Source organism: Nocardia sp. JCM 38205 (assembly GCF_058222935.1).
The window spans coordinates 561501-585648 of the sequence record NZ_JBYHFL010000002.1 but is presented as its reverse complement, the minus strand read 5'-3'; the positions used below and the strand labels follow the sequence as shown (position 1 = coordinate 585648).

The 24148-nt window shown below is 68.6% G+C and carries 19 protein-coding genes; 3 read left to right on the top strand and 16 right to left on the bottom strand.

Translation table 11 applies throughout. The features are described from left to right. Nucleotides 1-40 precede the first annotated feature (40 nt). Nucleotides 41-493: a nuclear transport factor 2 family protein gene (locus AC4HOU_RS09435; RefSeq protein WP_490724380.1), complete on the bottom strand. Its 453-nt coding sequence runs from the start codon at nucleotides 491-493 to the stop codon at nucleotides 41-43. A gap of 177 nt (nucleotides 494-670) precedes the next feature. Here AC4HOU_RS09435 and AC4HOU_RS09430 point away from each other — a divergent pair, with 177 nt between their 5' ends. Next, complete coding sequence (locus AC4HOU_RS09430; protein WP_163817129.1) at nucleotides 671-1117, top strand: DUF3592 domain-containing protein; 447 nt, start codon at nucleotides 671-673, stop codon at nucleotides 1115-1117. Nucleotides 1118-1165: 48 nt separating this feature from the next. On the opposite strand, the gene AC4HOU_RS09425 is transcribed toward AC4HOU_RS09430, so the two are convergent. From AC4HOU_RS09425 to clpB, 6 genes are all read right to left on the bottom strand, one after another. Next, nucleotides 1166-1858: a lysoplasmalogenase gene (locus AC4HOU_RS09425; protein ID WP_490724379.1), complete on the bottom strand. Its 693-nt coding sequence runs from the start codon at nucleotides 1856-1858 to the stop codon at nucleotides 1166-1168. A gap of 4 nt (nucleotides 1859-1862) precedes the next feature. Then, nucleotides 1863-2921 carry a beta-ketoacyl-ACP synthase 3 gene (locus AC4HOU_RS09420; RefSeq protein WP_163817124.1) on the bottom strand — a complete coding sequence of 353 codons (1059 nt, stop codon included), beginning with the start codon at nucleotides 2919-2921 and terminating at the stop codon, nucleotides 1863-1865. A 63-nt stretch (nucleotides 2922-2984) separates the two neighbouring features. Further along, nucleotides 2985-3533, bottom strand: a complete 549-nt coding sequence (gene pyrE / locus AC4HOU_RS09415) for an orotate phosphoribosyltransferase (protein ID WP_036541023.1) — start codon at nucleotides 3531-3533, stop codon at nucleotides 2985-2987. Nucleotides 3534-3649: 116 nt separating this feature from the next. Continuing rightward, the gene (locus tag AC4HOU_RS09410) at nucleotides 3650-4834 is read right to left on the bottom strand and encodes a hypothetical protein (protein WP_490724378.1); all 1185 of its coding nucleotides are present in this window, start codon (nucleotides 4832-4834) and stop codon (nucleotides 3650-3652) included. A gap of 85 nt (nucleotides 4835-4919) precedes the next feature. Beyond that, on the bottom strand, nucleotides 4920-5717 hold the full coding sequence (locus AC4HOU_RS09405; RefSeq protein WP_490724377.1) for a DUF5666 domain-containing protein: 798 nt from the start codon (nucleotides 5715-5717) through the stop codon (nucleotides 4920-4922). Between the two features lie 70 nt (nucleotides 5718-5787). Continuing rightward, nucleotides 5788-8343: an ATP-dependent chaperone ClpB gene (clpB, locus tag AC4HOU_RS09400; RefSeq protein ID WP_195020214.1), complete on the bottom strand. Its 2556-nt coding sequence runs from the start codon at nucleotides 8341-8343 to the stop codon at nucleotides 5788-5790. 340 nt (nucleotides 8344-8683) lie between these two features. Here clpB and AC4HOU_RS09395 point away from each other — a divergent pair, with 340 nt between their 5' ends. Continuing rightward, entirely contained in the window at nucleotides 8684-9841 is a 1158-nt protein-coding gene (locus AC4HOU_RS09395) for an FAD-binding oxidoreductase (protein ID WP_163817594.1), read from the top strand. Nucleotides 9842-9849: 8 nt separating this feature from the next. Beyond that, nucleotides 9850-10635 carry an FAD-binding oxidoreductase gene (locus tag AC4HOU_RS09390; protein WP_163817592.1) on the top strand — a complete coding sequence of 262 codons (786 nt, stop codon included), beginning with the start codon at nucleotides 9850-9852 and terminating at the stop codon, nucleotides 10633-10635. A gap of 16 nt (nucleotides 10636-10651) precedes the next feature. Here AC4HOU_RS09390 and AC4HOU_RS09385 read toward each other — a convergent pair whose 3' ends face one another. The 9 genes from AC4HOU_RS09385 to AC4HOU_RS09345 all read right to left on the bottom strand — a co-directional run bounded on the left by AC4HOU_RS09385 (nucleotide 10652) and on the right by AC4HOU_RS09345 (nucleotide 24038). Next, complete coding sequence (locus tag AC4HOU_RS09385) at nucleotides 10652-11821, bottom strand: globin domain-containing protein (protein ID WP_163817600.1); 1170 nt, start codon at nucleotides 11819-11821, stop codon at nucleotides 10652-10654. 374 nt (nucleotides 11822-12195) lie between these two features. Continuing rightward, entirely contained in the window at nucleotides 12196-12597 is a 402-nt protein-coding gene (locus AC4HOU_RS09380) for a heat shock protein transcriptional repressor HspR (RefSeq protein WP_163817589.1), read from the bottom strand. Continuing rightward, nucleotides 12597-13760 (bottom strand): molecular chaperone DnaJ, encoded by a 1164-nt coding sequence (dnaJ, locus tag AC4HOU_RS09375; RefSeq protein ID WP_163817587.1) that lies wholly within the window; start codon nucleotides 13758-13760, stop codon nucleotides 12597-12599. Before dnaJ ends, AC4HOU_RS09380 begins: the two co-directional genes overlap by 1 nt. A gap of 51 nt (nucleotides 13761-13811) precedes the next feature. After that, on the bottom strand, nucleotides 13812-14492 hold the full coding sequence (gene grpE / locus AC4HOU_RS09370; protein ID WP_490724376.1) for a nucleotide exchange factor GrpE: 681 nt from the start codon (nucleotides 14490-14492) through the stop codon (nucleotides 13812-13814). Beyond that, nucleotides 14489-16336 carry a molecular chaperone DnaK gene (dnaK, locus tag AC4HOU_RS09365; RefSeq protein WP_163817582.1) on the bottom strand — a complete coding sequence of 616 codons (1848 nt, stop codon included), beginning with the start codon at nucleotides 16334-16336 and terminating at the stop codon, nucleotides 14489-14491. The genes grpE and dnaK overlap by 4 nt, the downstream gene beginning before the upstream one ends. A 598-nt stretch (nucleotides 16337-16934) precedes the next feature. Beyond that, entirely contained in the window at nucleotides 16935-17579 is a 645-nt protein-coding gene (locus tag AC4HOU_RS09360; RefSeq protein WP_490724375.1) for an HhH-GDP family DNA glycosylase, read from the bottom strand. 45 nt (nucleotides 17580-17624) lie between these two features. Next, on the bottom strand, nucleotides 17625-19139 hold the full coding sequence (locus AC4HOU_RS09355; RefSeq protein ID WP_490724374.1) for a dynamin family protein: 1515 nt from the start codon (nucleotides 19137-19139) through the stop codon (nucleotides 17625-17627). A 4-nt stretch (nucleotides 19140-19143) separates the two neighbouring features. Further along, nucleotides 19144-21009 (bottom strand): dynamin family protein, encoded by a 1866-nt coding sequence (locus tag AC4HOU_RS09350; RefSeq protein WP_490724373.1) that lies wholly within the window; start codon nucleotides 21007-21009, stop codon nucleotides 19144-19146. Between the two features lie 35 nt (nucleotides 21010-21044). Next, on the bottom strand, nucleotides 21045-24038 hold the full coding sequence (locus AC4HOU_RS09345; RefSeq protein WP_490724372.1) for an IniB N-terminal domain-containing protein: 2994 nt from the start codon (nucleotides 24036-24038) through the stop codon (nucleotides 21045-21047). Between the last annotated feature and the right edge of the window lie 110 nt (nucleotides 24039-24148).

Genomic DNA, 24148 nt, shown 5'->3' with positions numbered 1-24148 from the left:
TGACCCGTGGGCAACGGCAGGCAAATTACGGAAAATCGACCTATAAATTCCGTGCAGCGGGAACCGGGGCGGGTGTCGTCGCGTCGGCGATCGCCTGGGTGTCCCAGTAGAACGGACAGATCTCGGCGATGCGCGAATTCTCCATGCGCAAGGTTTGCAGGATCGGGAAGTCGAGTTCGCGGCCGGTGGCGCGGGCTCGGCCGTGGATTCTGGTGTGGACCACGGCGGTGCTGCCGGTGGCGAGGAACTGCTGGTCGAGGACGTCGAAAACCTCCCAGACGGCACTCATGGCGGTGAAGAAGCGTTCGAGACCGGCGTGGCCGCGCCAGATTCCGCCGTACGGGAGGGCGTCGGCCTGGTAGAGGACGACGTCCGGGGAGAAGTACGGCGCAAGGGTGGCGAAGGAGGCTCGGCCCGGGCCGCCTGCCGCGAGATAGCGGGCTTCGGCGGCGTACATGGCGGTGAGGACGTCGAGCGTGGTCGGGTCGGACATGCATCCGAGCATGTCGCCGGATGACCGCCGACGCTGGCGGCAAACGGACGTCGCATCCGGTCGGCGAGGTTCGGCCGATGCCGCGGCCGGCCGCTTCAGGAGGTGCCGCCGGCAAACCAGCGGCTTCCGGTTACGGCGCAGCTCACGGGCCTATCCTGGATGCGTGGGGTGATGGTGATGGACCACGTACGCGTGCTGCGAGTGGTGCTCGGGGTGACGGCCGGGTACCTGATCCTGCTCGCGGTGTGGCTGGGGTGGGTGGTGCAGCATACGCCGGACGGGACCGTCCCGTTCCAGATCATGGCGCTGGTCGGGATCTTCGGGTCGGGCATCGGGATCGGGCTGATGTGGGTGGAGCGGCCGTCGAAGGCGGATCGCCGGCTGGCGCGGCACGGTATCGAGGGGTGGGCTCGGGTGGAGCATGTGCGGCCGTTGGCGTGGACCGATCATCACAGTGAGCTGACCGAGTTGGATCTGGAGTTCACCGTGCCGGGAGCCGAAAGTTACCGGGGCACAGTTGTGTACGACGTGACACCGGCCGACAAGGAACGGCTGGCGATCGGGGAGGTCATCTCGATCCGGGTGGATCCGGAGAACCGGGATCGGGTGCTGTTCTGCCTGTGAGCGAGGCCGGCCGGAATCAATGCCGCCCACCGAATCGGTTGCGCGAGTTCAGTTCCGCCGCTCGTGCGCCTTCGGATCCGCGAGCAGGTACTGCGCCGCACCATACGTCGCGAGGATGACGCCCTCGGTCACTCGCCGCGCACGCTCACCTCGCGCGAACACACGGCGCAGCACGATCAACCCGTCGGACACGGTGAACAGCAACGCGCCGAGACCGAGGCGGCTGCGCGGATCCGCGTTCGGGATATTCAGCCCGGCAACGTTTTCCGCACCCGGCGCCAGCCCCGGATCGGAGGCGAGCACCGCGGCGGTGCCGAGCGTCGCTCCGTAGGCGGTGAGCGGGGCCGCGATCGCGGGCGCCTTGGCACGCAACAACGCAGCGGCACCGATCCACGCCAGCACCCTCGGCACCGCGACGGCCGGAACCGGCCGCGCACCATATCGCCACCACAGCGACGCGTATCCGGCCTGCATGACCGCGAACGACGACGCACCCGCGATCAGCCTGCGGTCGTCATCCGGGTCGATGAGCAGCACGTCGCCGACGGTGGCGGCGCCGAGCGAACTCAGCAGCACGGTCCGGTCGGTGGGATCGAGTTCAGCGGAACTGCGCGCGACGTCGGCCGCCAACAGCGGCATCATCAGCGGCTTGGCCACCCACTGGAACTTGTCACGACCGGTGAGCGCACCGAACACCGTGACGGCGGTGGCGGCCAGATACCCGGCGCGGAACGGGCGCATACCGTCAGAAGCTCGGCTCGGCGGGCTTCGGCGGCAGGGTGACGACCTGCCCGGCATAGCTGAGCCCGGCACCGAAGCCGAGCAGCAGCGCCAGCTGACCGCCCTTGGCCTTGCCGGTGACCAGCATTTCCTCCATGGCCAGCGGAATCGACGCGGCCGAGGTGTTGCCGGTGTTCTCGATGTCGTTGGCCATCGGGATGTCCTCGGCCAGGCCGAGGTTCTTCTTCATCAGCTCGTTGATGCGGGCATTGGCCTGGTGCGGGACGAACACCTCGATGTCCTCCTTGGACACCCCGGATTCCTCCAGCGCGGCCGACAGCGCACGCGGCAACGTCACCGCGGCCCAGCGGAAGACCTTCGGGCCCTCCATGCGCAGCGACATCCGCCCGATCGGCTCGACCGCGGGATCGGTGCCCTGCAAAGCCTGAGCCTTGTTCATGAATTCCAGGAAGTCGACGTCCTGGGCGATGGCCTCGGCGTTCTCGCCGTCACTGCCCCACACCGTCGGGGAGATACCGTTCTCCTCGCTCGGCCCGACGACGACCGCGCCCGCGCCGTCACCGAAGATCATCGCGGTGCCGCGATCGGTCGGGTCGAGGCCGACGGTCATCGTCTCGGCACCGATGACCAGCACATATTCGGCCGAACCGGCGCGGATCAGGTCGGCGGCGACACCGAGGCCGTAGCCGAAACCGCCGCAGCCGGAGGTGAGGTCGAAGGCGGGGATGCCGTTGATGCCGAGGTCGGCGGCAATGGTGGGCGCGCCGTGCGGGGTGAGCTTGAGCCAGCTGGAGGTGCACAGGATCAGCGCGCCGATCTTGGAGCGGTCGATGCCGGTGTTGTTCAGCGCGCGATCACCGGCGGCCGCGGCGATCGAACGCAGCGTTTCGTCGCCACTGATCCAGCGACGGTTGCGGATGCCGGTGCGCTCGTAGATCCACTGATCGGTGGAGTCGAGGACCTCGCACACCTCGTCATTGCTGACCACGCGCTGCGGCCGGTAAGCACCGATACCGAGCATCGCGACATTGTCGCGGCCCTTCTTGACTGCAATGCTCACCACGGCGACTCACACGACCCTTCAACTACCGAATAAATCAGCACCAGGCTAGCGGAGGGCAACTACTCAGCCCAGAGCCAGATCCTTCAGCCCGAGAATCGAGCGGTACTCCAGCCCCTCGGCGGCAATGACCTGATCGGCGCCGGTCTCCCGGTCCACCACGGTCGCCACGCCGACGACGGTCGCGCCGGCCTCACGCAGCGCGCGCACGGCGGTGAGGGGCGAGTTACCGGTGGTGGTGGTGTCCTCGACGACCAGCACCCGCTTGCCGACGATGTCGGGGCCTTCGATCTGCCGCTGCATGCCGTGGGTCTTGGCGGCCTTGCGGACCACGAACGCGTCGATCGGACGGCCGGGGGCGTGCATCACGGCCAGCGCCACCGGGTCGGCGCCCATGGTGAGCCCGCCGACGGCGTCGAAATCCCAGTCGGCAACCAGCTCGCGCAACAGTTTGCCGATCAGCGGGCCGGCCTGGTGGTGCAGCGTCGCGCGACGCAGGTCGACGTAGTAGTCGGCCTCTTTACCCGAGGACAGGGTCACCTTGCCGTGCACGACGGCGAGTTCGCGCACCAGCGCCGCCAAACTGTCCCGGTCGGTTGTTGCCTGATCGATCATCTGAGTCCTTCCGCGTGTGTTCAACGAGTCGCGTCACAGCGGTTTCGGCGAAGTCCGCCCGCCAGCACCTGCGCGTCAAGGGTACGGCGTGCGCTGTCGGCGCTGAGCAGAGCGGGTTACTTCGGCACCGGACCCTGATATGGGCGGAATCCGGGGTGGAACGGGCCGCCGGGTAGCTGCGGCGCGTCGTCGTCGGAGGCGGGGGCGCGGAAGTCGCCGGGGCGGCTGCTGCGGTCGACGGATTCGATGCGTTCGGCGACCCGCTCCTCCCGCGCGGCCGGGCGGGCGTCGGGGACGACGGCCAGGCTGGGGCGCCGGGCGGACGGCGGTTCGGGGGCGGGCCCGTCGGGACGGCTCGCGGGATCGCGATCCCGGCCGGTATCGGCCGAGGCGGGACGGGCATCGTCGGACCTGGATGGGGGCCTGGCCCCGATCACGCCCGCATCGGGCTCGGATTCGGCGGGCTCGGGTTCGTCGTAATCGGAATCGTCGTAGTCGGCGTCGTCATAGTCGGAATCGTCGTAGCCGGTGTCGAATTCGTCGTAATCGGCATCGTCGGGATCGGGCTCGGGATCGCGGAACCGGGCCGGGGCGACGCGAGCCGGACGCTCGACGGGCTCGTCGACCTCGGCCGCCCTGGCGCGGGCGCGGCCCTGCGACCGCCCGCCTTCGGGGTCGAGTCCGCGCGGCTCCGCGACCGGCGGCAACACGTGCAGCAGACCGGACAGCCGCAGCACCGCGTCGATGGCGGTCTCCCATTCCTTGGCCGTGGTGCCGACCGAGAGCATGCCGAGGGTCCAGTTGCCCTCGCTCCACAGCATCTGCACCGTCTCCGGCAGCGTCTCGATGAAGGCGACCATGCGCTGGTCGACGGCATGCCTGGCGATTTCCGGGTTGGTCGCGAAGACCACGCGATCACCGATGGCGCCGAGCAGTTCCAGATCGTGGTCCTTGGGCGGGGAGGCGGTCTTCAGCCGCATATCGACGTCGATATCGGAGCCGATCTGCCTGCGCACGGCCACCAGCGTCGCCGAATCCTCCAGGTCGAACAGCACGAACTTCTCGCCCTTGCGGATACCGGAGACCACGTCGACCGCGGACAGATAGCCCAGCTTGGCCAGCGCACCGCGCCGCCACGTCGAGGGCAGCGCCGGTTCCACCGACACATACGTATAGCCCTGGGCCTTGGCCCAGACCTGGCGCGCGTGACCGGTCCGCTGCCGCTGGAGCCGATCGAAATACAGCAGTACGACCGCACCCACGAGTGCGATCGCCGCCAACCCGAACCACATAGCCGTCATCGTCGTCTAGCCTATCGAGCCGACCGGGGGTTTGCCCGGCACCACCCGCGCGCGCCGCAGCGTTTGTGGCCGATCACGAAACTTGTCATCGTCCGCCGCCGGGAAGTGCGGTGCTGATGATGATCTTCGCGTGAATCGACCCGTCAGGGGCCTTGTCACCCTGGACGACCACGAGTTCGCCGGTGGGCAGATCTGCGGGCGATCCACCCGACAGCGAGATCACCTGGGTGTTCGCGTCGGTGGTCACCGTGACGGTCGCGCCGCCGATCGAGCTGACGGTGAGCGTGCCCGCGTTGTTGGCGGTGATGGTGCCCATGGTCGCGCCGATGCCGTCGATGCCCTCGATCCCGGGCAGGCTGGGGATGACCAGCGGCGGCGTGCTCGGGCCCGGCGTCGCGTTCGGGGTGCGGCCGGCGGTGGGCAGCGAGGACGTCGCGGAGTCACTGGCCGACGGGGTGGAATCGCCACCGCCGAACAGCAACCCGGCGACCGCACCGGCGACCGCGATCAACAGGACCACGGCCAGCCCGAGCCCGATCCACAGCCCGGTGTTGCGCTTGGGCGGGCGCGGCGGTTCACCCGAGGGCGGCATCGCGCCGAGACCGCCCATCGCCGCCGGATCGGGGGTGGGCTGGGTCGGCGGCTGCCACTGCTGAGCTTCGTACCCGCCCCACTGGCTGTCGTAGGTGGGTAGTTCGCGCGTCGGGTTGGACGGCGGCTTCCACGGCTCGTACTGGTCACCGCCCGGATACGCCGTCGGCCCGTAGGCCTCGGTGTACTCGGTGGTGTGCAGCGGATCGGTGCCGGAACCACCCGGCGAACCCAGGTGTTCGGTCGGCGAATCGTCCGGCCGCTGCCCCCACGGATCGTTCGGGTTGGTCATGCACCCAGCGTACGAGGGACGGGCGCCACGAGCATTCCTGTCGGAACACCGCGACGCCCGCCGCACCCGATCACCTGCCGACGACGAGTCCGTCCCCGTCGGGGCTGACGCCGACCTTGACGGTGTCGCCATCGGTGATCTCGCCGGCCAGCAACTCCTTGGCGAGGGTGTCGCCGATGGCCTGCTGGATCAGCCTGCGCAGCGGCCGCGCACCGTAGACCGGGTCGTAGCCGCGCACCGCCAGCCAGAACCGGGCCGAGCCGCTGACGTCCAGCGTCAGCCTGCGCTGGGCCAGGCGCTTCTGCAGCTGGTCGAGCTGGATGTCGACGATGGACTCGAGCTGTTCCTCGTTGAGCGCATGGAACATCACGACGTCGTCGAGCCGGTTCAGGAACTCCGGTTTGAAGGCCGAGCGCACGGCGTTCATCACGAAGTCCTTGTCGCCACCCGCACCGAGGTTGGAGGTGAGGATGAGGATGGTGTTGCGGAAGTCGACCGTGCGGCCCTGGCCGTCGGTCAACCGGCCCTCGTCGAGGACGGCGAGCAGGATGTCGAACACATCCGGATGCGCCTTCTCGATCTCGTCGAACAGCACCACGGTGTAGGGCCTGCGCCGCACCGCCTCGGTGAGCTGGCCGCCCTGGTCGTAGCCGACGTATCCGGGCGGCGCGCCGACCAGCCGGGCCACCGAATGCTTCTCGCTGTACTCGCTCATGTCGATGCGGACCATGGCGCGTTCGTCGTCGAAGAGGAAATCGGCCAGCGCCTTGGCCAGCTCGGTCTTACCGACGCCGGTGGGACCGACGAACATGAACGAGCCGGTCGGCCGGTTCGGGTCGGCGACGCCTGCCCGCGCCCGGCGCACGGCGTCCGACACCGCCTGCACGGCCTCTTCCTGACCGACCACGCGACGGCCCAGTTCGGACTCCATGCGCAGCAGCTTCTGGGTCTCCCCTTCGAGCATGCGGCCCACCGGAACCCCGGTCCAGGACGAGACGACTTCGGCGATGTCGTCGGGCCCGACCTCTTCCTTCAGCATGACTTCGCCGTCACCGGCCGAGGCAGAGGCCTTCTCGGCCTCGGCGAGCTGCTTTTCCAGCGTGGGGATCTTGCCGTAGCGCAGCTCGGCGGCCTTGCCGAGATCGCCGTCGCGTTCGGCCCGCTCGGAGGCTCCGCGCAGCGATTCCAGCTCCTCCTTGAGCGCGCGGACCTGGTCGATGGCGTTCTTCTCGTTCTGCCAGCGGGTGGTGAGCTGGTTGAGCTTTTCCCGGTCGTCGGCCAGTTCCGAACGCAGCTTCTCCAGCCGCTGCTTGGAGGCCTCGTCGGTTTCCTTCGCGAGCGCGACCTCTTCGATCTCGAGCCTGCGCACCGCGCGTTCGACCTCGTCGATCTCCACCGGACGCGAATCGATCTCCATGCGCAGCCGCGAGGCCGATTCGTCGACCAGGTCGATCGCCTTGTCCGGCAGGAACCGGGAGGTGATGTAGCGGTCGGACAGGGTGGCCGCGGCGACCAGCGCGGAGTCGGTGATGCGCACGCCGTGGTGCACCTCGTAGCGCTCCTTGATACCGCGCAGGATGCCGACGGTGTCCTCCACCGACGGCTCGCCGACCAGCACCTGCTGGAACCGGCGCTCGAGCGCGGCGTCCTTCTCGATGTGCTGGCGGTACTCCTCCAGCGTGGTGGCGCCGACCAGGCGCAGTTCACCGCGGGCCAGCATCGGCTTGATCATGTTGCCCGCGTCCATCGCCGATTCACCGGTGGCGCCCGCGCCGACGATGGTGTGCAGCTCGTCGATGAAGGTGATGATCTGCCCGGCGCTGTTCTTGATGTCTTCGAGCACGGCTTTGAGCCGTTCCTCGAATTCACCGCGGTATTTCGCACCGGCGACCATGGCGCCGAGGTCGAGCGAGATCACCGACTTGCCACGCAGCGATTCCGGTACGTCACCGGCGACGATGCGCTGGGCCAGCCCTTCGACGATGGCGGTCTTGCCGACGCCGGGCTCACCGATGAGCACCGGGTTGTTCTTGGTGCGCCGCGACAGCACCTGCACCACTCGGCGGATCTCGGTATCGCGGCCGATCACCGGGTCGAGCTTGCCGGAGCGGGCGGCCTCGGTGAGGTCGGTGGAGTACTTCTCCAGCGCCTGGTAGCTGCCCTCGGGGTCGGGGTTGGTGACCCGGGCGCTGCCGCGGACGGCGGTGAAGGCCTCGCGCAGGGCGTCGGCGGTGGCGCCGTACTTGGTGAGCAGCATGGTGATATCGGAATCGCCCTCGGCCAGGCCGACCATGACGTGCTCGGTGGACACGTACTCATCGCCCATCTCGGTGGCCAGTCGTTGAGCCGCGGTGATCGCGGCCAGCGCTTCGCGGCCGAGCTGGGGGGTGGTGGTGGCACCGGTCGCGCTCGGCAACCGGTCGATGATCTCTTGCGCCTCGCGTCGTACGACCGCCGGATCGGTCCCGACGGCCTTCAGCAAGGGGGCGGCGATGCCGTCGGTCTGATCCAGCAACGCCACCAGCAAGTGCGCCGGACGAATCTCCGGGTTACCCGCGGCCGAGGCCGCTTGCAAGGCAGCGGTCAGCGCCGCCTGGGTCTTGGTGGTGGGATTGAACGAGTCCACAAAGCACCTTCCTACTGGTCGATAATTTCCCCGGTGCCGAGTGCGTACAGCGGCTGCCTTCGCCGTCGGCACGGTGTCCTTCGGTTCAACGTTGGAAAGGTTGAGTCTGTTCCGCTCAACTTTGCCGATTCTAGCGACTGCGGCACGCCGGACTCGACCCGAACGCTACGCCGCGACCGTGACCGGTGAACCGGTGTTGCGCATCCAACATGTGACAAATGCCGGTAACCTGCCCATACCCACATGACCACGGCGTTTTCAGGGATACTTGCCTCGACGGAGGACCGCCGGTTACGGGTAGGTCCCCGGGCAGCTCTTCGAGGGAAAGGAAGCCCACGCCGTGGATGCGCGTTCGGCTGCGCTGGTCCGCGCCAACTTCCGTTCGGTGGTCGATTCACCGCACGGACCCGAGCGGTTGATCAGTGCGTTTTATGGTCACCTGTTCGCCGAGAATCCCGGGCTGCGGGATCTGTTCCCGCCCGCCATGGATATGCAGCCGAAACGCCTGGTCACCGCCATCCAGTACATGCTCGATCATCTCGAGGACTGGGACCGGGCACAGAAGTTCCTCGAACAGCTGGCCCGCGATCACCGCAAGTACGGCGTCGAAGCCTCCCATTACGACCTCGCCGGCCGCGCCCTGTTCGCCGCCGCCCGCACCTACAACGGTGCCGACTGGAGTGATGAACTGGCCGACGGCTGGCGCGATGTCGCCCTGCTGATCTCGGCCGCCATGGCCATCGGCGCCAACTCCGACGATTCCCCGCCCTACTGGGAGGCCACCGTCGTCGGGCACCGGCATGTGCTCGACGATCTCGCCATCGTGCGGCTGCAATCCGACAGCCCGATCCCCTATCAGGCGGGCCAGTACGTGCCGGTCGCGGTGCCGCAGCGGCCGAAGATGTGGCGGTATCTGTCGCCGGCGATTCCGGCCAATCCCTACGGCGAGATCGAATTCCACGTCCGCAAGGTCCGCGGTGGCTGGGTGAGCCCGGCCATCGTCAACGAGACCACCGTCGGCGACCGCTGGCTGATCGGCGGCCCGCTGGGCGGGCTCCATGTGGATCAGGAAAGCGGCCGGGATGTCTTGATGATCGGTTCGGGCACCGGCATCGCGCCATTGCGCGCCCAGCTCATCGAGATGGGGCAGCGCGGCATCAACCCGCGGGTGCACTTCTTCATCGGCGGGGTGTACCCGTGCGATCTGTACGACGTGGAGAACATGTGGCAGCTCTCGCAGAGCAACCCGTGGCTGACGATCGTTCCGGTGTGCGAGCAGAAGACCAACCCGTGGTGGTATCCGCATCCCGCTGCCGACGCGCCCTACGGCATGCACCGGCGCCTGGTCGGTAATCTCGGTGCGGTGGTCGCCAGCTTCGGGTCGTGGTCGGATCGCCAGATCCAGATCGCCGGCTCGGCGAAGATGATCGCCGATACCCGGCGCGCGCTGCTGGCAGTGGGCACACCGGAGTCGATCATCAGTTCCGATCCCGTCTGAGAGTAGGTATGGACATCGATCCGCATGCGCCACGCAACGGCGCGATTCCGGAAGCGCCCGTGTGGAAGTCGACCGTGGTCGGACATCATCGGCTGCGTCATGATCTCGCGGTGATCCGGCTGATCGGCGAGTTCGTGCCGTTCACCGCCGGGCAGTCGGTGGAGGTGCGGGTACCGCAGTTCCCCGGTCTGCGGCGGCGCCTGTCCCCCGCCCTGCCGCCCTCGCTGGACGGCAAGCTCGAGTTCCATGTGCGCACGGTGCCCGGCGGCTGGTGCAGCGGCGGGATCGTGGCCGATACCGCGGCCGGCGACGAGTGGACGATCGGCGCACCCGCAGGCACCTTCTTCGTCGATCCGGAGGGCGACGAGGTCGTGATGATCGCGGGCGGCACGGGTTTGGCGCCGATGCGCGCGCAGATCCTGGAACTGGCTCGTCGCGAGGTGCAGCCGCCGACCTACCTGTTCGTCGGCGGTGCATCGCCGCGCGACCTGTACGCGGCCGACATGCTGACGCTGCTGGCCGAGGAATTGCCGTGGCTGACAGTGGTTCCGGTGGTGGAGACCCCGGACGATCCCGATCTGCCGGACGAATGGTACGAGCGTTCCCGGGTGGATATCGGCTTCGCACCCGATGAGATGCTGTACGGGACGCTCGCGGAGGTGGTCGGCTCGCACGGCGCGTTCGACCGGCACCAGGTGCTGGTGTGCGGCTCGCCCGGGATGACGCGCGCGACCGTGCAGCGGCTGCTCGACACCGGGACACCGGCGGAACGAATTCAGTGGGAGGGCGGCTGATCCGGCCGCTCATGGCTCAGAAGAGCGGATCGTGACGAATGTTCATGGCTCGGGTCCCGGTAGCCATCAACCGGAACTTGGTGGTCTGCACCATCGAAGGTGAGCCGACGATCTGCACATCACGGTCGGCCCATGCGCCGTAGCCGGCGACGATCTTTCCGATCTGCCCGGTCACCCGTGGTTCGAGGCCGGGCCAGGTTCTTTCCGATTCGCCGGAATCGTAGTACCACCACGGATTCTCGGCGCGTTCGGTCACCGGCGTGACGGTGAGCCATTTGTTGGCGACCGCGAGCCGGCTCAGCGTCTCCAGGTCGTAGAGATCGCACGGATGGTGGCCGCCGACGAACAGGTGCACCTTCGGATTGATGCGTCGCTGTGACATTGCCATGAGCTGGGCGCGAAGCGGTGCGATACCGGTGCCGCAGCCGATCATCAGCATTTTGCGTTTGACGTTGCGCGGAATTCCCAATCCGCCCAGCGGGGAGCCGAGCAGCCACTGATCACCGACCGCGGTGTTGCCGACCATCGCCGGGCTGACCCAGCCACCGAGGACCGAGCGAATATGGAATTCGATCTCGCCGTTGGCATTCGCCGGGACCGCTGGCGACATATAGCGCCACATCCGCGGCCGCGAGGGGATCTGCACGCTCAGATATTGGCCCGCCGCGTATTGCATCGGCTGGTCCAATTGCAGCCGGATCACCGCCAGATTGCGGAGCACCTCGCGGCGTTCGACGACCGTTCCGGTCCACACCGGCGGTGTGCTCTCCTGTTCGGCGGCGCCGATCATGGTGTCCGAGATCAGCGCCAAGCCCTCGGTCCAGGCGCGTTCGACCTCGTCGGTCCACATCTCCGAACCGGCGAATCGGCGCATGGCCGTCTTCAACGATTCCGATACCGCCGTGTAATGGGCCCGCTGGACCCCGTACTTGCGGTGATCGCGGCCGAGCTGGGCGAGGAAGGGCAGCAACTTTTCCGGCTCCTCCAGCCGGTCGAGCGCGTATCCGATGGCCTTGACAAGGCGGTCACGCTGCGCGTCCATCGCCGCGGGAAAATAATCGCGGACACCCGGATATTCGGTGAACAAGATCGCATAAAACGACTTGGACAACCGCTCCGCCCCACCCTCTTCCGCGGCAACCGCTTTGAACGTCGTCCTGATCAACGCGACGGTCCGCGAATCCATATGCGCCACAACCCCATTTCGCATTCGAGCACTATCCGTGCCGGCGAGTGAGGTGCTGCGGGACACTCGTCAGCAGCCGTGGCTTTGGAGTGTAGGCGAGGTTTGCCGGCAGTGGAATGGACGGACGAAACATCCCACGTGCAATTCCGACAAAACAAGGGTATGGCGTACGAATTCGCGACGAAACCGACTGAAGGACTGGATAAAACGGGTGAAATCCGTCACTCGACCACTCAATATGCAAGCTTCACAATGAAGTTCGCATCCGACAGCGATCTGTCGGCAAATCCGAAACGTTCCCGGACGGACCTCGGGCCCCGACCCGGCCCACGAGCGGAGCCGGGCCGGGGCCCGAGAACTCATCCGGCGAACGGCTACCGGCGATGCCGCGGCTGCCACACCACCAGCGCGGTGCTGCGCTGCGGCGGGGTCAGATCCGCGCGGTAGTTCGCCCGCGCGCGCTCCAGTTCCGCACTCAGCTCGGCGACGCGCTGTTGCAACTGTTCGACCTGATTGGTGAGTTCGATGATGCGTTTGATGCCCGCCAGGTTGACGCCCTCGTCCTGGGACAGCCGCTGCACTTCGCGCAACAGCTCCACATCCCTTGCCGAATAGCGTCGCCCGCCGCCCGAAGTGCGTTGTGGCGTCACCAGCCCCAGCCGGTCATACGTGCGCAGCGTCTGCGCATGCATACCGGCCAATTGGGCCGCCACCGAGATCATGAAGTACTCGGCTCGCGACGGCCCACCCGACGCCTGCTTCGGATCTCCGGACATCACGCACCTGCCCATCCTGCTCGCGGATCGAAACCGCTGGCCTTCTCCGCCTCCTGCAGCGCCCGCAGCGCCTCGGTGGCGTTGTCATCCAGTTTCTGCGGCACCGCAACCTTGACGGTGACCAGCAGGTCACCGGCTCCGCCGCCGCGCTTGGGCACACCGCGGCCGCGCACCCGCAGGATGCGGCCGTCGGCGGTGCCCGGAGGCACCTTGACCCCGACCCGGCCCTCCAGCGTCGGCACCGACACCGTGGTGCCGAGGACCAGTTCGCTGTAGCTGACCGGCAGTACCAGGGTCAGGTCGTCGCCGCTGCGGCCGAAGACCCGGTCCTGGCTGACGTGCACGGTCACGTACAGATCGCCCGAGGGCGCACCGCGCAACCCGGCCTCGCCCTGCCCGGCCAGCCGGATCCGCTGCCCGTCCGCCACACCAGGAGGGATGCGGACGGTGATGGTGCGGGTCCGGTTCTGGATACCACTGCCATGGCAGTCCACGCACGGGTTGTCGATGATCGAGCCGGTACCGCGGCAGTCGTCGCACGGTTCACTGAACCCGAACGCGCCCTGGTTGCGGCTGATCACGCCGGTGCCGTTGCAGTGCGGGCAGACCCGTGGGCTGGTGCCCGGCTTGGCGCCGCTGCCGTGACAGGTGGTGCACGGCGACGGACTGGTCATCCGCAGCGGGACGGTGGCGCCCTGCGCGGCCTCACGGAACCCGAGGGTCGTCTCGGTCTCCACATCGGAACCGCGCCGGGGCCGGCTCGCCGATCGCGTGCCGCCCCGGTTGAACAGACCGCCGAACAGATCGCCGAGGCCACCGTCGGCACCGGTGGCACCGGCACCGAAGATGTCGCCGAGGTTGAACTCCTGCGAGAATCCGCCACCGGCGCCGCCGGGGGTGAATCCACCGCGCGGATAACCACCGCCGGCGAACAGCCTGCGCGTCTCGTCGTACTCCTTGCGCTTGACCGGATCCGACAGCACGGCATGCGCCTCACTGACGGTCTTGAACCTCTCCTCGGCCTTGGTGTCGCCGGGGTTGGCATCCGGATGCAGGTCACGCGCGAGCTTGCGGTAGGCCTTTTTGATCTCGTCCTGCGAGGCGCCGGAGGAGACGCCCAGCTCCTTGTAGAAGTCCTTTTCGATCCACTCCCGTTGGCTCACCGGGCATCTCCTCCTTTCGTTCCTCTTGTACGGTGCGGCTCGGCCGCGCTCTTATCCTTCGTCGGTGCCGGCATCAGCATCCGATGCCTCGGCCTGGTCCGGTGCGGGGGCTTCGCCCTGGTCGGCGGGGGCGGTGGTGGGCAGATCGCCCACGCCGTCGGTTACCCCCACCAGCGCGTGCCGAAGCACCCGGTCACCGAACCGATAACCCTTGCGCATCACGAGGCCGATCACCGGATAGTGTCCGGAACCCTCGTGCTGCACCGCCTCGTGCAGAGTCGGATCGAAAGGCTCACCCTCCGAACCGAACTCCTCGAGACCCTGTTTGCGCAGTGCGTCGCTCAGCTTGTCGGCAACCGACTTCAGCGGCCCCGATTCCAGATCGCCGTGCGCCCTGGCGCGATCGAGATCATCGAGCACGCCGAGCAATTCGGTGACAACGCCGGCCTTGGCCGCGTCGATCGCGGCCTTGCGGTCGCGCTCGACCCGGCGCCGGTAATTGGCGTACTCCGCGGTCAGACGCTGCAGGTCGGCGGTGCGCTCGGCGAGCTCGACCGCGGCGTCGGACACGGGTACCTCGGCGGCGTCGACCTCGGCGGCGTCCGGCTCGGCCGGGGCGGAACCATTGCCCGCCCCGGCAGCCTCCCTGACCTCACCGTTCTCGGGATCGATCTTGCGCTTGTCGACGAAGCTGATCGGCTCCTCGGAGTTCCCAGCGTTCGCGTTCGTCACTTCTTCTCCGTGTCGACCGGCTCGTCAACGACCTCGGCATCGACGACCTGATCGTCGTCGGCCGTCGCGGAGGCACCGTTACCGGACGCGGCGGCGTCGGCGGCGGACGACTCGTAGATCGCCTGGCCCAGCGCCTGCGACTCGGTGGCCAGCTTCTCCACGGCCGACTTGACCGCGGCGATGTCGGTGCCCTTCAGCGCCTCGTTCGCCTCGGCGATGGCCGCCTCGACCTTCTCCTTGACGTCGGCGGGCACCTTGTCCTCGTTGTCCTTGATGAACTTCTCGGTCTGGTGCACCAGCGACTCGGCCTGGTTGCGGGTCTCGGCCTCCTCGCGGCGGGCCTTGTCCTCGGCGGCGTGCGCCTCGGCGTCCTTGACCATCCGGTCGATCTCTTCCTTGGACAGGCCGGAGCCGTCCTGGATCTTGATCGTGTTCTCCTTGCCGGTGCCCTTGTCCTTCGCGGTGACGTGCACGATGCCGTTGGCATCGATGTCGAAGGTGACCTCGATCTGCGGCACGCCGCGCGGGGCCGGCGGGATGCCGGTCAGCTCGAAGGAGCCGAGCAGCTTGTTGTGCGAGGCGATCTCGCGCTCACCCTGGAACACCTGGATCTGCACCGACGGCTGGTTGTCGTCGGCGGTGGTGAAGGTTTCCGAACGCTTGGTCGGGATGGTGGTGTTGCGCTCGATGAGCTTGGTCATCACGCCACCCTTGGTCTCGATACCCAGCGACAGCGGGGTGACATCGAGCAGCAGGACGTCCTTGACCTCACCCTTGAGCACACCGGCCTGCAGGGCGGCGCCGACGGCGACGACCTCGTCCGGGTTCACGCCCTTGTTGGGCTCCTTGCCACCGGTCAGTTCCTTGACCAGCTCGGAGACGGCGGGCATACGGGTGGAACCACCGACGAGCACGACGTGGTCGATATCGGAGACCTTGATGCCCGCATCCTTGATCACGGACTGGAACGGCGCGCGGGTGCGGTCGAGCAGGTCCGAGGTGATCTTCTGGAACTCGGCACGGGTGAGCTGCTCGTCGAGGAACAGCGGGTTCTTGTCCGCGTCGACGGTGATGTAGGGCAGGTTGATCGAGGTCGACTGCGAGGACGAGAGTTCGATCTTGGCCTTCTCGGCGGCCTCACGCAGCCGCTGCATGGCCATCTTGTCCTTGGTCAGGTCGATGCCCGAGGTGCCCTTGAACTTGTCGACCAGCCACTTGACGATGCGCTCGTCCCAGTCGTCACCACCGAGGTGGTTGTCACCGGAGGTGGCACGGACCTCGACGACGCCCTCGCCGATTTCCAGCAGCGAGACGTCGAAGGTGCCGCCACCGAGGTCGAAGACCAGGATGGTCTGTTCCTTGTCGCCCTTGTCCAGGCCGTAGGCCAGCGCGGCCGCGGTGGGCTCGTTGACGATGCGGAGCACGTTCATGCCCGCGATCTGGCCGGCTTCCTTGGTGGCCTGACGCTGGGCGTCCTCGAAGTAGGCCGGGACGGTGATGACCGCGTCGGTGATCTCCTCACCGAGGTAGGCCTCAGCGTCACGCTTCAGTTTCATCAGCACGCGGGCGCTGATTTCCTGCGGGGTGTACTTCTTGTCGTCGATGCCAACGGTCCAGTCGGTGCCGATGTGGCGCTTGACGGAACGGATGGTGCGGTCGACGTTGGTCACTGCCTGGTTCTTCGCCGGCTGGCCCACCAGCACTTCGCCGTTCTTGGCGAACGCGACGACCGACGGCGTGGTGCGCGAACCCTCCGAGTTGGCGACGACGACCGGCTCACCACCTTCGAGAACGGCGACGACCGAGTTCGTGGTCCCGAGGTCGATTCCGACCGCACGAGCCATTGTTTCCTCCTATTTTTCGATGCCTGTGTGGTGTCGGGGCTATCAGCCCATATCGGCGCTTACCGCGCCATGGACCAGGCCCCTGACACTGCACGGAGCACGGTCCCAGCAACACTGAGCGTGGTCGGCTCAATCCTGCCCGTCGGCCACACCGGGCGTCAAGTCAAACTTGAGTCGAACACACTCAATGTTGCTCGATCAGCTCAACCAGCGGTGGTCAGGGTCTATTCCCCGGGGGCGAGGATTTTTTCTCGCAACCCGTCACCGCCTCGCCCATCCTCCTCCGCACACCGACAGCCGACCGGTTCGTCGAACCGAGGCGGCATGCGCGCGGAGGCGCGGCTCAGTCCGGCCGCCCGACCCCGGACGGGCGCATGAACAGGGTGGCCAGCAGCGCCGCGGCGAGCAGGGCAGCGCAGAGGTAGCTCGACAGTTCGACGGCCGAGGACATCGCTTCGCGGGCCGCGGTGGCGACGGGTTCGGTGGCACATGATCGGCGCGGCGAGGCATGCAAGTAGGTAATCAGCCCGGCCGCGTGACTCTCGCCGATGCGTCGGCCACCGACGATAACCGAGGTGGGAAGCAACGGCCCGCCCGCTCACCGCTTACCGGTGCGCACGTCTTCGGCGATGTCGTCGTCGAGGGTGACGCGGACCAGGGCGGCGGCCAGGTCGGCGACATGACCGCGCGGGGCCAGCTCGGCCAGGCGGTCGGGGTCGGTGGGCAGGTCGACGCGTTCGGCGCCGTGTAGTGCGCGCTCGTCGAAATGCGGGCGCGCCCAGGTCCACACGTCCTGCACCTCACGCAAGAAGATGTCGGCGCCCACCGGGCCGATGCCCTTGAACTGCTGGAGGAGTTCGGCGGCGCGGGTCGGGTCGTGGTCGACCTCATCGGCGAGTTTGCGCAGGTCGCCGTCGTAGCGGTCCAGGATGGTCGAGGCCATCGCACCCAAGCGGGAGGCGGTCGACTCGTCGTATCGGCGGTAGTGCGCCCGGCCGAGCGCGTCCACCAGTTCCTGCCAGTCGGCATCGGCGACGCGCTGCGGCGTGCGGTAACCGCTATCGATGAGCTCCTTGGCCGCGTCCACCGCGAGATCGGCCGAGATTCGCGTGCTGAGCAGCTCCGACAGCATCAGTAGCTGGAACAGCGGGGCCGGTGTGTCGGCCAAATGGATGCCCGCCGCGGCGGCGTACCCGGTACCCGCCCGGTCCAGCAACGCGTGCACCACATCTCGCTGTCCCATCCCTTTCCAGTGTGCAGCCCATGCGAGCGCGACGCACGGATCAGCTCACATCCGTAGCGTGAGCTGGGCGAGAATGCCTTCGGCACTGCGCGCCGCGGTGCGGCAGGCGGTGGCGGTGAACTGGTCGGCCAGCGGATGCTGGGCGCGCGCACGCCACTTACGCGCGGCGGCCACAGCTTCGGCACGCTTGGTCCCGGCATCGGTCTCGGCGGGTAGGCCGAGCCGCAGATGCGCGGCTACGCCGGAACCGCCGATGAGCCTGATCAGTTCGGCCAGCTCGGATGCGGGCAGGCCGGGTTCCTCGGTGCGCAACCGGCCGAGCAGACGCAATTCGGTGAAACCGTGATTGTCGGCGAGCAATGTGCGCACCTGCGGCAGCAGCGAATCGGCGGCGGTGCCGGGGTAGGCGGTGAGCACCCGGTCCAGCGCGCTGAGCGCCGAATGGGCCTTGAGCTGATCGGCGCGCTGACCGAACTGCACGTCGAGTACCGAGCGCAATTCGTTCACCCCGCTGCGCTCGGTGAGTTCGGCGGCAAGCGTCGTCGAATCGCGAGCGCCGAGCCGCACCAGGGTGATCGCGAGCCTGATGCCGAACAGCCCGAAACGATCGGCGAGCTGGGCGCGCAACTGCGGCGCGACCGGCAGCGGCAGATCGGGACGGGCGAAGCGGTCGGCGGACAGCAGCGCGGCCGACAGTTCCTCCATGGGCACACCTGCCAGCGCCTCGAACGCGGCGAACTCCTGCTGGCGCAGCGTCGCCGCCGCGAACGCCAGCAGCCCGGCCACCGGGATCACCGCCTGGCACAATCCGGTCCGTTCCAGTTCGGCGGCGAACCCGGCGGCCACCTCGCGCGCCGAATGCAAGGCGTCGATGCGGCCTGCGCCGATCTCGTCGGCGCGCGAGACCACCCCGATCACACCGAGCGGGCCCGCGCCGCCACCGGCGGTCCCGACCCGTTCCAGGAACCGGATGTCGGCCTCGTCGAGCCTGCGCAACAGGTAGACGACGGCGTCGGCGCCGGGAATGCTCGTATCCTCCGGCGTCAGCAGGCGGGCGGTGCGGGCCGACACCTCACGTGACAGCGACGACGTGCCGGGGGTGTCGATGATCGTGGTGGCGGCCAGGGTCGCGGCAGGCCACTCCACCTCCAGGTGGTCCACCTCGCGCCGCCCGGGCGCGCCCCAGTTCAGGCCGTCGAGATCGAAGGTCAGGCCGTGCGCGCCGGCACCGCGGCGCACCACCACGTTCGCCGCGCGACCGTCGGCGGAGAAGGCGGTGACCGCGGGCGTCGGCCCGTTGCGATACCAGGTCACCACCCGCGTGCACTCGGTCGCGTCGGTGGGCGCGATCTGCTGGCCGACCAGCGAATTCAGCAGCGTGGATTTGCCCGCTTTGAGCGAGCCGGCCAGCGCCACCCGCAACGGCTGGTCGAGCCTGCGCGCACAGTCGGCGAGCAACCCGCGCGCCCGCGGCACCTCCGCCAGTTCCCGGCGCGCCGCCCCGATCAGCCCGCGTGCCTGCGTCACGATTCCCGGCTCGGTCTCGAGCTCCGCTCTCACGCGGTCACCGTACCGGGCTGATATCCGGCGCCGCCGCCGATCCCGTCTCGGTAGACCTCATCGCCGGCGGACGCAGGGCGTCGGCGTGATTACGCAGCGCGGCCACCGCGCGCAGCTGACGTTCCAGCTCCGCGCAGCGTTCGGCGTGGCGGGCGGACTCCATGGTCGCGGCCTCCTGCGCGGCGCGCAGCGAATCGTCGATGGAACGCAGACTGCGTTGCGCGACGCCGGTGTAATGGTCACGCAACGCTCGGTGGATGCGATGCAGGCGATCCTTGGATTCCTTGCCTGCCTGGAACGCCACATCGTCGACGTAGCGGCGGACCGCGACCTTGGCCTCGTTGCGTCGCTTGGCGAGCCGGGCCTGCGCGTCGTCGCGGAACGCTTTGCCACCGACCAGCACACCCGCGCCCAGCGAGATCGGGTTGAGCAGGGCCAGCCCGGCGAACGTGCTGGCCAGGCCGACCATCAGCACACCGCCGTACGAACCGCGCATACCGACCAGCAGCTTGCTGCCGATACCGATATCGGGTTCCAGATCCGCGAGAGTGACCGCCGCCGAGCGCGATTGATCGTCCTGCTCACCCGGACGCACATCGGGCAGATCGACCGCGCCGAGTTCGATGAAATGCTCGGCCACCCGCTCACTGAGCTTCTCCGCGCGCGCACCCGTCCACAACAGGTTGTCACCGAGGGCCGAATCGACTGTCCCGGTGAGCCATTCCTCGATGCGCGCCCAATGCCTGCCCGGATCGTGATCGTCTATCCATTCCTCGGCGGTGCGGGCGACGGTGCGCAGCCGGTCGCGCAGATCGTGGTCGACGTCGCCGGCGAGATCGGTGATCCCGTCGGCGAGAGTCTGCTGCCAGGCCGCTGTGCGGCGATGCAATTCCTCGGCGGCCGCCTTGGCCGCCTGCAGCTCCGCGACCGCGGCCGCGCCCTGCCGTGGATCGCGCAGCGCGACCAGCTCGCTGCCGAGGGCGAGCGCCAGATGTTCGGCCGCCGAATGGATATCGCGGGACACCGCGATCCGCGTCGCCCGCTGATCGCGCGCCACCACCTGCTCGCGCAGGAACTGGAAGAGCACGCCGAACCCGGATTCGGCGCCGAGCTGCTTGTCCTGTAACCGCAGCGCGTGCGAACGCAGCAGCGACGACACCGCGATAATCGGCACCGGCAGCTGGGCGCGATCCAGATGGGCGCGATCGGCGGCGGCCACCTGACGCCAATGCGGATACAGGTCGATCTTGGTGAGCACCAAGGCCACTGCCGGGCAGAGCTGGCGGACCTGCCGCAGGAACGCCAGCTCGGGTTCGGTGAGTTCGGTGGAGGCATCCGAGAGCACCAGCACCGCATCGGAGGCCGGTGCCATGCCCAGAATGGTTGCCGTGCAGTTGTTTCCCTGGCCGATGCCAGGGGTGTCGACGAGGACGATGCCGTCGGCCAGCAGCTGATTCGGGGCGGTGATCTCCAAGCGGGTGGCTCGGCGATCGGCCACCACCGGGGTGCGGGTGGCGGCGGCGATGTCGTCGACGTGCACGCGCTCCTCATGGGCCCGGTCGGCGCTGGTGAACACCAGGTGGGCAGCGGGCGCCGGGCCGTGCGAGAGCACCGTCGGCACGGTGGTGGTGGCGTCGTCGCCGACCGGGCAGAGATCGCTGTTCAACAGCGCGTTGACGAACCGGCTCTTGCCCTGATCGCGCTGGCCCGCGATCACGATCCGCCGCCGCGGATCGCGGACCCGGTCGGCCGCTGTTTCCAGGCGGGCGACCAGGTCACCGCGATCCGCGGCGCGGGCAGCGGCAATGGTCTCACCGAGCACCGCGAGCAGCGACGCCGCAGGCGGTGTTGTGGTGGCCGGTACAACCATCTCGGTTGTTCTCCTTCTCGGTGCGACCGTCGTGGTCAGAGCAGAGCGTCGTCGTCCGCAGTGGGCGAGGTGGCCGCGGCGCCGGTGTCGGCGAACAGGCCGGACTCACCCGAACCGCTGAGGCCACCGTCCAGGCCGGAACCGAAGGCGCTGGAGACGTCGACGGTGGACCAGGTGCTCGCGGTGGAGTCGATGCCGGAGCTCGCCGACATCCCGAGGTCGGCCGTGGAGTCAGCGGCGGCGTCGACGGAGCCACCGAAGCCTGCCACGGCATCCGTACCGACCGTCCCGGCGGCGCCACCGAGGCCGGTCTCCAGACCGGCACCCAGCTCACCGGTGGCTCCGATCGCCGAATCGATGCCGCCGGAGACACCGGTCTCCAGACCTGTCCCCAGCTGTCCATCGAATTCGCCCGCGGCATCCGCGCCCGCGGACAGCCCACCGCCGAGCTCGGCACCGGCGCCCGCGACGCCGTCAACCGCGCCGCTCACACCGGCAGCGAGGTCACCGGCTGCGCCGACGCCTGTGGACAACCCCGTTTCGAGGCCTGTCCCCAGCTGTCCGCCGACACCGGTCACCGCGTCGGCCGCAGCGCTCACACCCGCACCGAGGCCTGTGGCGGTATCAACACCTGTGGACAACCCGGACTCCAGGCCCGCGCCCGCGCTCGAGCCGAAGTCGCTCTCGAATTCACCCACAGCTTCCACAGCGCCATCCACACCCGCGGACAGGTCGGTTTCCCCACCGAACAATCCGCCGAGACCCAGTTCGAGCCCGGTGCCCGCTTCGCCCCCACCCTCGATGACGCCCTCGAGTCCGGTGCTCACACCGCCACCGATCTCGGCCCCGGCACCGACCACTGTCCCCAGCCCAGCGGCCATCGTCGCCCCCAGATCGGCGCCGGCCTGCGCCCCACCTTCGGCGCCACCGGACACCGCGCCCTCGAGCTGCGAGCCCACTCCGGCGCCGAGCCCCACACCGGCATCCACAGCTCCGTCCAGTCCCGCGCCAACGGCGCCGGCCAGATCGGCTCCGGCCTCGACCGCACCCGCAGCCCCTGTGGACAACTCCGCTCCCAGATCCGCAGCACCATCCACAGCACCACCGACACCCGCCGCCAGCTCACCACCGCCGCCGACGACGCCACCCGCACCGGCCTCGATCCCCGCACCGATGTCACCGCCGAGCCCCACACCAGTCTCGAGCGCGCCATCAATCGCGCCACCCACACCCGCACCGAGGTCACCCCCGAATTCCAGACCGGAATCCACAGCACCACCGACACCCGCCCCCAGCTCACCACCGAGCTCCAGACCGGAGTCGATGGCACCGCCGACCCTCCCGTCGAGGTCGGTATCCACAGCCCCACCGATGCCTGCACCGAGGTCGCCGCCAAGCTCCAGACCGGAATCGATCGCGCCGCCGACACCCGCACCGAGGTCGCCAGCGAGGTCCAGACCGGAATCGATCGCGCCGCCGAGTCCCGCACCCAGCTCACCACCCAGTTCCAGGCCTGCGTCCGACGAGCCGCCGAGGCCCAGTTCGAGCCCGCTGCCGACGGAACCGCCGAGGTCCAGCCCGGTGTCGATCGCACCGTCGAGGTCGGCGCCCAGCTCGCCACCGAGTTCCAGACCGGTGTCGATCGCGCCACCGACGGCCCCACCGAGGTCGGTATCCACAGCACCGCCGATGCCGGCCCCGAGATCGCCACCCAGTTCCGCGCCCAGCTCGCCACCAAGGTCCAGACCGGTGTCGATCGCGCCACCGACGGTCCCACCGAGGTCGGTATCCACAGCCCCGCCTATGCCTGCCCCGAGGTCGCCGCCGAGTTCCGCACCGATATCGAGCGCGCCATCGATCGCGCCACCCACGCCCGCGCCGAGGTCACCACCGAGCTCCAGTCCGGTATCCACAGCCCCGCCGACGCCCGCACCGAGGTCACCCCCCAGGTCCAGCCCACCGCCGATGGCGCCGCCGAGGTCCGCGCCCAACTCACCACCAAGATCCAGACCGGTATCGATCGCGCCATCAATCGCGCCACCCACGCCCGCGCCGAGGTCACCACCCAGTTCCGCACCGGTATCCACAGCACCGCCGACACCCGCGCCGAGGTCACCCCCGAGGTCCAGCCCGCCGCCGATGGCGCCGCCGAGGTCCGCGCCCAGCTCACCACCAAGATCCAGACCGGTGTCGATGGCGCCGCCGACGGTCCCACCGAGGTCGGTATCCACAGCTCCGCCGATTCCTGCGGCCAGGTCGCCACCCAGTTCGAGGCCTGCGTCGATCGCACCATCGGCTACGCCGCCCACGCCGGCTCCGAGGTCGAGCCCGGTGTCGATCGCGCCGTCCAGCACCGCGTCGAGGTCGGTATCGATCGCACCACCGATCCCGCCGGCCAGACCACCACCGAGCTCCAGGCCCGTATCGATCGCACCGCCGATGCCGGCCGCGAGGTCACCACCCAGGTCCAGACCGGTATCGATCGCACCGCCGATCCCGCCCGACAGATCCCCGCCGAGGTCGATGCCGGTGTCGATGGCGCCGTCGACTATCGCGCCGAGGTCGATGCCGGTGTGCGCGCCGCCGCCGAGGTCGATGCCGGAGCCCAGGTCGAGGTCGATGCCGGTGTTCGCGCCACCGCCCAGATCGATGTCGATGCCGGTATTCGCACCACCACCCAGATCGATGTCGAGGTCGGTGTCGGCGGAGCCGCCGAGGTTCAGGCCGAGGTCGGCGCCAAGGTTCAGGCCTGCGTTTGCGGCCGCTCCGGCACCTACCGCGCCCACGGCGCCGATGGCGGCGCCTGCGGCGGCCTGGGCGCCGGCGGCGATGATCGCCGTCAGCTGGGAGCCGCCGCTGACCAGGGCCGATTCGGCGACCATCGGGGCTACGGCGGTGATGTCTTCTGGCGTGACGTCCGGCAGCCCGGCGGAGGCGAGGGCCTGGCAGGGGTTGAGGCAGTAGCCGGCCGCGGCTTCCGGGTCGCGCAGCAGGTCGAGGATGAACTCGAGAATCGCGTTGGGTGTCATCGAGAATCTTCTCCTGGGCTCAGCGGACCAAGATCCGCGGTCGTTGGAATGCATTTCACGCTAGGGACGCGAGTCGTTACTCCGGAACGGGGCAAAGCCCCACATTCGCG